The sequence below is a fragment of the Bradyrhizobium sp. 2TAF36 genome (assembly GCF_052114925.1).
GTDB lineage: Bacteria > Pseudomonadota > Alphaproteobacteria > Rhizobiales > Xanthobacteraceae > Bradyrhizobium > Bradyrhizobium barranii.
Genome location: NZ_JBFRFR010000032.1, coordinates 154,040 through 162,154 on the forward strand (window position 1 = coordinate 154,040; position 8,115 = coordinate 162,154).

Below are 8,115 nucleotides of genomic sequence, written 5' to 3' on the forward strand. Positions count from 1 at the left end.
TTCAAGTTCAGGCACGGCGATTCATTCTGGCCGAGCGGTCATGATTTCGATAGTCGTCCCAGCGCATAACGAAAGCACGGTGATTGCACGAACCTTGAAACCGTGGGTCACCGGCTCGGGTTCTGAGGACATCAGCGCAGTTGTTGTCTGCAACGGGTGCACAGACGATACGGCGAGCATCGCTCGCCGTATCGGTCCAACCGTTCGCGTGGTCGAAACCGAGATTGCAAGCAAGATCCACGCACTGAACCTTGGCGACCAAATTTCCAACATCTTCCCGCGGATTTACGTCGACGCCGATATCGTCATTACTATCGATGCTGTTCGGGCGCTGGCGGACCGGCTCAGGCGGGGCGACGTGCTGGCCGTAGCACCGACGCCCGATATCGACCTGACCGGCTGCTCCCGGCTGGTCCGTCTGTATTTTTCCATTCGAGACCGCCTGCCCTCGGCGCGCGAAGGCTTTGGCGGATCTGGCGTCTACGCGCTGTCCGAAGCCGGGCGCAGACGGTTCTCTCAATTCCCGGATGTTATTGCCGACGACACCTTCGTTCGCCTCCAGTTTAGGCCGGACGAGCGTGAGACGCTTACGACGATTAAATCCAAGGTATTCCCGGCCCGCACCATCGGCCAGCTGATCGCCGTAAGGACGCGCGCTCACGCCGGCACAGCCGAGGTTATCCGTCGCTTTCCGGAGCTTACCGGCAACAGGGGCGAGACTAACAGCCGAACGCTGCTAGGATTGTTCGCAAACCCCCTTCTCTGGCCCGGGCTATCGGTCTTCTGCTATGTAAACATTGTCGCCCGTTACAGGGCAAAGGCGCGCTCCCGCGCGAGAACCGCCGTCTGGCAACGCGATGAGAGTTCTCGCGCTGCGTTGTCAGCAGATGCGTCCAAAAAATGACGCGGTGTCAATTGCGCTCGCAATCGCGTCGACTTGGGAAGTCGTTCGAGCGTAACGGCAGTCTGGCGGGCATGTCCGCGATCGAACGGAGGGAGTGCGGTCGCCCCGTCCAAATCGCATCCACGACGAGCGGCCAAATGGGTTGCCTCCAGCGCCCACCTCTTTCCATGCCAGCCAACCGTAAGCTTGAGCGGCGACCGCCCTCCCCCTGAAATCTCGCTCGCGATAGCTGGCCGAGGCGAAATGGACGCGCGGCCCCACCCGACGCCCACGCCCTGGCGGCGGCCGTCCTGGTCGCCGGCGCCCGATCGCCTCATTTAACCCTGTTATTAATTTCGAATAAATCGCTTCCTTTTCGGTATTTAATATATTAAATATGCGTTATAAGGATTATCTGGCGCGGCAGCACCTACTTCGGCTTTAGGGTTCGAGGGGAAATAATGCTCCAAAGCAACGGGCTACAGAACGATCAAATACGCGCACTTGCAACGCACAGCGCCCGTCCGAAGGTGCTGGCGGTTGCTTCGGGCGGCGGCCACTGGGTTCAGTTGATGCGCATCAGACACGCGTTTGAGGGATGCGAGGTCAGCTACGTCACCGTTCACGACTCGTATCGCGCACAAGTGCCAGGTCACAATTTTTATGTGGTCAACGATGCCAACCGCTGGAGCAAGATTGCGCTGATGAAGACAGCGGCACGGCTCAGCTCAGTCGTTTGGAGGGAGCGCCCCGATATCGTGGTCTCTACGGGCGCTGCTCCCGGATATCTGGCACTTCGGCTCGGACGGCTGTTGGGCGCACGCACCGTTTGGCTCGACAGCATTGCCAATGTCGAACAGCTTTCAATGTCCGGAGCATGGGTCGGTCACTCAGCAGACCTCTGGCTGACGCAGTGGCCGCATCTGGCACGCCCCGAAGGCCCCCACTACGCGGGATCGGTGCTATGATTTTTGTGACAGTCGGTACGCAGGGACATTTTGACCGGCTGGTACGGACCGTCGACGAATGGGCCGGTATGCGCGGAAAGCCCGACGTATTCGCTCAAATCGGGCCGTCAGATTATCGCTACGAGAATATCAGCGCTGAACGCTTCATCGATCCCGGCGAGTTTCGGAGGCGTGTTGAGTCGGCAAGCCTGGTCATCGCGCACGCCGGCATGGGCTCCATCATCACCGCCCTCGAGCTGGGAAAGCGAATCCTGGTCATGCCGCGACGGGCAAGCCTGGGCGAGCACCGGAACGATCATCAGGTCGCAACCGCAACGCGATTCTCCGAACAAGGCCGAATCGAAGTCGCGTTCGACGAACAGGAGCTGTCACTCAAGCTGGATCAACTGGAAGTCTCTTGCGACCAAGATCGGCTCGATCCACAGGCGTCGTCGCACCTGATCGGGGCAATCCGGACATTCATCGAGACGGGGCATGTTCGTCTCGACGGGGATGCGCTTTAGCGCAGGTGAATGATATGGAGTCTCAAGCCCAATCGGTTGTRCCGAGCCGCCAGCTGCGCAGCGATAGTTGCGGCGATTTGCGTCAATTACGGACGGTCTCGGCACCTCGCGTCAGTGAGACAGACGTCGCAGTTGTCATCGTGAGCTGGAATACTCGCGACATCCTAAGAGGCTGCCTACGCTCCGTCTTTGAGCAGACGCAGCGTGTTTCCTTTCGAGTGTTCGTCATAGACAACAACAGCCAAGACGGCTCTGCCGACATGGTCCGCGCCGAATTTCCGGACGTGACCTTGATCGCAAACGCAGAAAATCGTGGCTTTGCTGCAGCCTGCAACCAGGGCATGCAGCTTGCTTCGGCACGATATACCCTCCTGCTAAATCCGGATACGGTCGTACTCGACGACGCCATCTCCCACAGCGTTCGTTACGCCGATCTCCATCTCGATGTAGGTGTTGTCGGATGTCAGGTGCTCGAGGCCGAAGATCGAATCACGCCGACGGGCTTTTCATTCCCAAGTCCCTTCAACCTTTTCCTTGCGCTCTCGGGGTTGTCGCGGGCTTTCCCGCGCTCGCGTCTGTTCGGCCGGCCAGAGTTTAGCTGGTGGGACCGCCGGAGCGAGCGAGACGTCGATGTCGTCACGGGCATGTTCATGCTGGTGCGTCGCGAAGCGATCGCGCAGGTCGGACTGATGGACGAGGCCTACTTTGTTTATTCGGAGGAAGCGGACTGGTGCTATCGGTTTGCGCAGGCCGGCTGGCGGCGCGTATTCACGCCTAGCGCCCGCATTGTTCATCTTGACGGAGGTGCCAAGAGCACCAAGCAAGCCAGCAAAAAGATGTTCGTCCAGCTACAGAAGAGCGCGATGATCTATCATCGCAAGAACCTCGGATTGGCGTCGTGGTGGTTGCTCAAACTGATCTACATCGCATCGAACTTCGTTCGCATGATTGCGTGGTTCGTCTTGTCCGTCRTCAAGCGCGATAATGGTAGCTGGCACAAATCGGCGGCAGCGAAAGCAGCGCTCGTATTCCACTTCACCGGGAGCGAGCCAAAATGATTGCCCAAGCTTCTTTTTTACCGAGGCTTGTCGTGGCGGGAAGCGAGCTCGATCGCGTTTTCTACCTCAGTCGAACAGTACGAGCGAAAACTCCGCACTCTTGGATCTTTTCACACATCGAATATTAAGGGGCCTGCAAATGATTGGAATCGGCATTGTCGGATATGGATACTGGGGACCGAATCTCGTCCGCAATTTCGCGAGCAACGAGTCGTCGTGCGTTGTCAGCGTCAGCGATCTTGACGCAGAAAAGCTGGCTACCTGCGCGCGCCGCCACCCCGAAATCACCACGACGTCGGATTTCAGCGAGCTTCTGCGTAATCCGGAGATCGACGCCATAGCGGTCGCAACGCCCGTTCATACTCACTATGAGCTGGCCCTGGCAGCGTTGAAAGCAGGAAAGCATGTGCTGGTCGAGAAACCGCTTGCCCCGACGTCCGACCAGGTGCGTCACCTCGTCGACGAGGCCGATCGGCGTGGCCTGACTCTGATGGTGGACCACACCTTCCTCTATACCCCGGCGGTGCAGAAGATCCGCGAGCTCCTGCAGCAAGACCAGCTCGGAGAGATTTTCTATTACGACAGCACGCGATCGAGCCTCGGCCTGTTCCAGAGCGACGTGAACGTGATCTGGGACCTGGCGGTTCACGACCTCTCAATCATCCAATATCTCCTCGAAGAGGATCCGGTTGCGGTTTCGGCGACGGGGTCGTGCCATGTGGCCGGCTCGCCCGAGAACATGGCGCACATCACGTTGTTCTTCGAGAGCAAGTGCGTTGCGCATGTCAGCGTCAACTGGCTTTCCCCAGTCAAGGTGCGTCAGACCTTCATCGGCGGCAGCAAGAAGATGATCGCCTATAACGACCTCGAGCCCACCGAGAAGATCAAGGTCTACGACAAGGGCATCACGCTGAACCCGCAAGCCGAGAATACGCATCAATTCCGGATCGGATATCGGGCCGGCGACATGTGGGCGCCCAATATCTCCACGAAGGAGGCGCTGCTAACGGAGGTCCAGCACTTCGTCGAATGCGTGACCACCGGCGCCTCGCCGGTTTCCAATGGCTTGTCGGGCCTGCGGGTCATTGAGGTGCTGGAGGCGGCATCGCGTTCGATCGCCGATCACGGCCGGCCGGTCCGGCTGAAGCAGCCGCGGAGGATTCCGGAGCACGTCAGGGCGATTGCCTGAGGCAGGTGCCGGCCTATAGCTGCGAAGGCTCGCGATGAACGCTGTGCAACGTTCGATTTTCTTTTCGGCGCTCGAGCGTTACGCGAGCCTGCTGCTGTTCCTTGTCTCGATTGGCATTTTGTCGAGACTGCTGACTCCCAAGGAGTTCGGCATTTATGCAGTCGTCCTCGCAATCACGTCGGTGTTCTCGACCTCTTCCCAGGAATTCGGCGGCGCCAACTATCTCATTCAGAAAGCATCCCTGTCGGAAGTTAACGTCAGGACCGCCTTTACCATCACATTTGGCTTGTCCGTCGCGATCGGGCTTCTTCTCTATCTGCTGGGTGGCGTTGTCGGATCGACGCTCGGCGCTCAGGGACCCGCGACTGGTATCGCCGTTGCCGTCCTCAATTTCATCGTTACCCCGTTCTCGACGACGATCATCGCGCTGTATCGTCGGGACATGCAGTTCGGCGTCGTCGCGGCCAGCAATCTTGCCTGCAATTTCACGATGGTCTGCGTATCAATCGCGCTCGCGAAGATGGGCTATAGCTATCTTGCGCCGATCTGGGGAATGATCGCCGGAAGTGTGGTCCAGACGGTCTATCTGATGGGCAACCGACGAGATCTACGCATTTTCCGGCCGTCGTTGCAGGGCTACCCCGAGGTCGTCAGGTTCGGCCTCTATTCAAGCGGCGTAGTCCTCATCAACGTGTTCTATAGTTCAGCACCGCAGTTGTTCCTTGCCCGGATGCTGGATTTCACGACTGTCGGCCTTTACAGCCGCGCCTGCACCCTGACCCAGGTGTTCGACAAGCTCGTGATCCAGGTAATCAGCCCTGTGATCATGCCGGCCATCTTTGCCCAGACCAAAGCCGGCGCAGACCTCAAACGCCTCTATCTCCACGCGACCTCGCTTCTGACTGTCCTGTATTGGCCGTTTCTGATCTTCATGGCTCTGATGGCGAAACCAATCATTCTCGTCTGGCTCGGCCCATCCTGGTTGGAGGTGGTTCCGCTGGTCCGCCTGCTCTGCATCGCTCAGCTTTCGCTGTTCGCTGCCTGCCTCACATACCCCGTCCTGGTTGCCGCGGGCAGCGTCCGCGACACGCTGCTGTCGTCGCTGATCTCGCTGCCGCCGTCGCTCCTGATCATCTTTATCGCATCGTTCTTTGGCGTCGAAGCCGTGGCGGGATCGGCAATGCTGACATTGCCATTCCAGGCCGCCGTGGCAATCTCCTTTGTCAGTCGACATCTCGATCTGCGGTTCACCGATTTCGTTCATGCGCTGCGCAAGAGCGGCATGGTCGCCCTCTGCTGCTGCGCAACGGTCGCGATCTGCGCAGCGCTGGTCGAGCACGGCCTGATTGGACCAGTGGCGGGCATTTTCGTAGCCTGCGGGGCAGTCGCAGCGATGTGGCTCGCCGCCCTGTTCGCGGTACAGCATCCGCTGCTGCCGGAGCTGAAGGCACCCGTTTCCCGCTTGGTGTCCACCGCCTGGCGCTCCACTGGCCGGGTCCCGGTCCCGGTGGCCCAGGGAGACCGCGATGTATGCTAAGACTTTCGTGTAGCGTTTGGAGAAGCTGCGATGCCTATTGCAAAAGATGTACAGCTCGGTCGTGACGTACGGATATTCCATCCGGATCTTGTTAACCTCTACGGCTGCTCGATCGGGGACGAGACCAGGCTCGGCACATTTGTCGAGGTGCAGGCCGAAGCGAAAATCGGTGCCCGGTGCAAGATCTCATCGCACAGTTTCATCTGCTCAGGCGTGAGCATCGCGGACGAGGTGTTCATCGGGCACGGCGTCATGTTCACCAACGACAAGTATCCGAGGGCGACAACGGCAGATGGCCGGCCACAGGGCGCGGCCGATTGGACCGTCGAACCGACCCGTGTCGGCAAGGGAGCGTCGATCGGCTCCAATGCGACAATCCTGTGCGGCATAACCATTGGAGCCGGCGCCATTGTCGGTGCCGGTGCAGTGGTGACAAAGGATGTTCCGGCCGGCGCGACCGTGGCGGGCGTGCCCGCTCGCATCGTCCCCAGCTCCAAGGCAGGCCCTCTGATCGAGGCGGCGCGCCTCGCCGGTGCCGGTTACCAATAAATCGTTCTCCCGCGAACAACGATACATTTTATTTGTTTCTCGATTGATTTAATTATATTCATCCATTTAAATTTATAATAGACGCGGCCAGATCGGACGCCTGACAGTTAGGGATCAAGACATTGATACCGTTTTTGGATTTGAAAGCTCAGTATCGCCAAATCAAGCCGGAAGTCGATGCCGCGGTCGCGCGTGCGATCGAGAGCACGCAATTCGTGTTGGGCCCGGAAGTGACGGCCTTCGAAAAGCGTTTTGCCGACTATTGCAGCACCAGTCATTGCAGCGCGGTCAGTAGCGGCACCTCGGCACTGCATCTGGCCCTGCTCGCGGCCGGTGTTGGCCCCGGCGACGAGGTCATTACCGTGTCGATGACCTTCGTCGCGACGACCGCGGCGGTGCTGTACAGCGGCGCTAAGCCGGTCTTCGTCGACGTCGACCCAGTTACCTGGACAATGGATCCAGCCCTGATCGAGGCCGCGATCACGCCACGGACCAAGGCGATCCTGCCGGTTCATCTGCACGGCTTGATGGCCGACATGGATCCGATCATGGAGATCGCGCGGCGTCGCGGGCTGATCGTGATCGAGGACGCAGCTCAGGCTCATGGCGCCGAATACAAGGGACGGCGCGCAGGGTCGATCGGTGATTTCGGCTGCTTCAGCTTTTATCCAGGCAAGAATCTCGGAGCTTATGGCGAAGGCGGCGCGATTGTGACGAGTCAGCCGGAGCTCGCGCGGAAGGTTTCGCTGTTGCGCGATTGGGGACAGGAAGCCAAGTACAATCACGTCGTCGCGGGCTACAATTATCGCATGGACGGCATCCAGGGCGCGGTGCTGAACGTGAAGATGAACTACATCGAATCCTGGACCGAATCGCGCCGATCGCTGGCCGTACAGTATGATCGTCTCACGGCGAAGCTTCCTATTGCGAGGCCGCGGCCGCCCGAGCACAGCCGACATGTCTACCACGTCTATGCGGTTGGCCTGCCCCGTCGCGACGAGGTGCTGAGCGCGCTCCAGGAAGCCGGCATCGGCGTGGGCATTCATTATCCCGTGCCAGTCCATCTGCAGAAGGCGTACGCCAATCTCGACTATCGCACCGGCGATTTTCCGGTCACCGAAAGTTTGGCCAATCGTTTCCTCTCGCTTCCGATCTTTCCGGAGCTGCACTTGGAACAAGTGAACGAAGTGGCAGCAGCGTTGGAGAAATCCGCATTCGTCGATGCCGCCTAGGCTCGGCGAATGACCGGCTTCATTAGGGCCGTTTTCGGCTTGGCTCAATAACTCAACAAAGGGAGAGCGGCTTGGCTGATCTGAAGGGGAAACGAATTCTGGTCACTGGCGGCGCCGGATTCATCGGCTCACATATCGTTGACCTCCTATGCGACGAGAATTGCATCGAGATCGTCGCGTTCGACAACATGATCAG

9 protein-coding genes are annotated in these 8,115 nt (G+C 59.1%); all 9 read left to right on the forward strand.

Features of this window, described 5'->3' with window-relative positions:
• The first annotated feature begins 40 nt into the window (after positions 1-40).
• On the forward strand, positions 41-904 hold the full coding sequence (locus AB4Z51_RS20100) for a glycosyltransferase family 2 protein (RefSeq protein ID WP_135215033.1): 864 nt from the start codon (positions 41-43) through the stop codon (positions 902-904).
• Positions 905-1,344: 440 nt separating this feature from the next.
• Positions 1,345-1,851, forward strand: coding sequence for a UDP-N-acetylglucosamine--LPS N-acetylglucosamine transferase (locus AB4Z51_RS20105; RefSeq protein ID WP_135215034.1), 507 nt, complete (start codon positions 1,345-1,347; stop codon positions 1,849-1,851).
• Positions 1,848-2,354 carry a glycosyltransferase gene (locus tag AB4Z51_RS20110; RefSeq protein ID WP_135215035.1) on the forward strand — a complete coding sequence of 169 codons (507 nt, stop codon included), beginning with the start codon at positions 1,848-1,850 and terminating at the stop codon, positions 2,352-2,354. Before AB4Z51_RS20105 ends, AB4Z51_RS20110 begins: the two co-directional genes overlap by 4 nt.
• Positions 2,355-2,368: 14 nt before the next feature.
• Entirely contained in the window at positions 2,369-3,412 is a 1,044-nt protein-coding gene (locus AB4Z51_RS20115; RefSeq protein ID WP_441497815.1) for a glycosyltransferase family 2 protein, read from the forward strand.
• Positions 3,413-3,551: 139 nt separating this feature from the next.
• On the forward strand, positions 3,552-4,601 hold the full coding sequence (locus AB4Z51_RS20120; RefSeq protein WP_135215050.1) for a Gfo/Idh/MocA family protein: 1,050 nt from the start codon (positions 3,552-3,554) through the stop codon (positions 4,599-4,601).
• A gap of 34 nt (positions 4,602-4,635) precedes the next feature.
• A complete protein-coding gene (locus tag AB4Z51_RS20125) occupies positions 4,636-6,138 on the forward strand; it encodes an oligosaccharide flippase family protein (protein ID WP_135215037.1) in 1,503 nt (500 codons plus the stop codon).
• Between the two features lie 30 nt (positions 6,139-6,168).
• The gene (locus tag AB4Z51_RS20130) at positions 6,169-6,687 is read left to right on the forward strand and encodes an acyltransferase (protein WP_135215038.1); all 519 of its coding nucleotides are present in this window, start codon (positions 6,169-6,171) and stop codon (positions 6,685-6,687) included.
• 122 nt (positions 6,688-6,809) lie between these two features.
• The gene (locus AB4Z51_RS20135; protein ID WP_135215039.1) at positions 6,810-7,919 is read left to right on the forward strand and encodes a DegT/DnrJ/EryC1/StrS family aminotransferase; all 1,110 of its coding nucleotides are present in this window, start codon (positions 6,810-6,812) and stop codon (positions 7,917-7,919) included.
• Positions 7,920-7,990: 71 nt separating this feature from the next.
• A partial coding sequence (locus AB4Z51_RS20140) for an NAD-dependent epimerase/dehydratase family protein (protein ID WP_441497818.1) occupies positions 7,991-8,115 on the forward strand: 125 nt, incomplete at its 3' end.

Bases quoted from the DNA above. Each gene is read 5' to 3' on its own strand.
- AB4Z51_RS20100 (WP_135215033.1), top strand. From the start codon at position 41: ATGATTTCGATAGTCGTCCCAGCGCATAACGAAAGCACGGTGATTGCA.
- AB4Z51_RS20105 (WP_135215034.1), top strand. From the start codon at position 1,345: ATGCTCCAAAGCAACGGGCTACAGAACGATCAAATACGCGCACTTGCA.
- AB4Z51_RS20110 (WP_135215035.1), top strand. From the start codon at position 1,848: ATGATTTTTGTGACAGTCGGTACGCAGGGACATTTTGACCGGCTGGTA.
- AB4Z51_RS20120 (WP_135215050.1), top strand. From the start codon at position 3,552: ATGATTGGAATCGGCATTGTCGGATATGGATACTGGGGACCGAATCTC.
- AB4Z51_RS20125 (WP_135215037.1), top strand. From the start codon at position 4,636: ATGAACGCTGTGCAACGTTCGATTTTCTTTTCGGCGCTCGAGCGTTAC.
- AB4Z51_RS20130 (WP_135215038.1), top strand. From the start codon at position 6,169: ATGCCTATTGCAAAAGATGTACAGCTCGGTCGTGACGTACGGATATTC.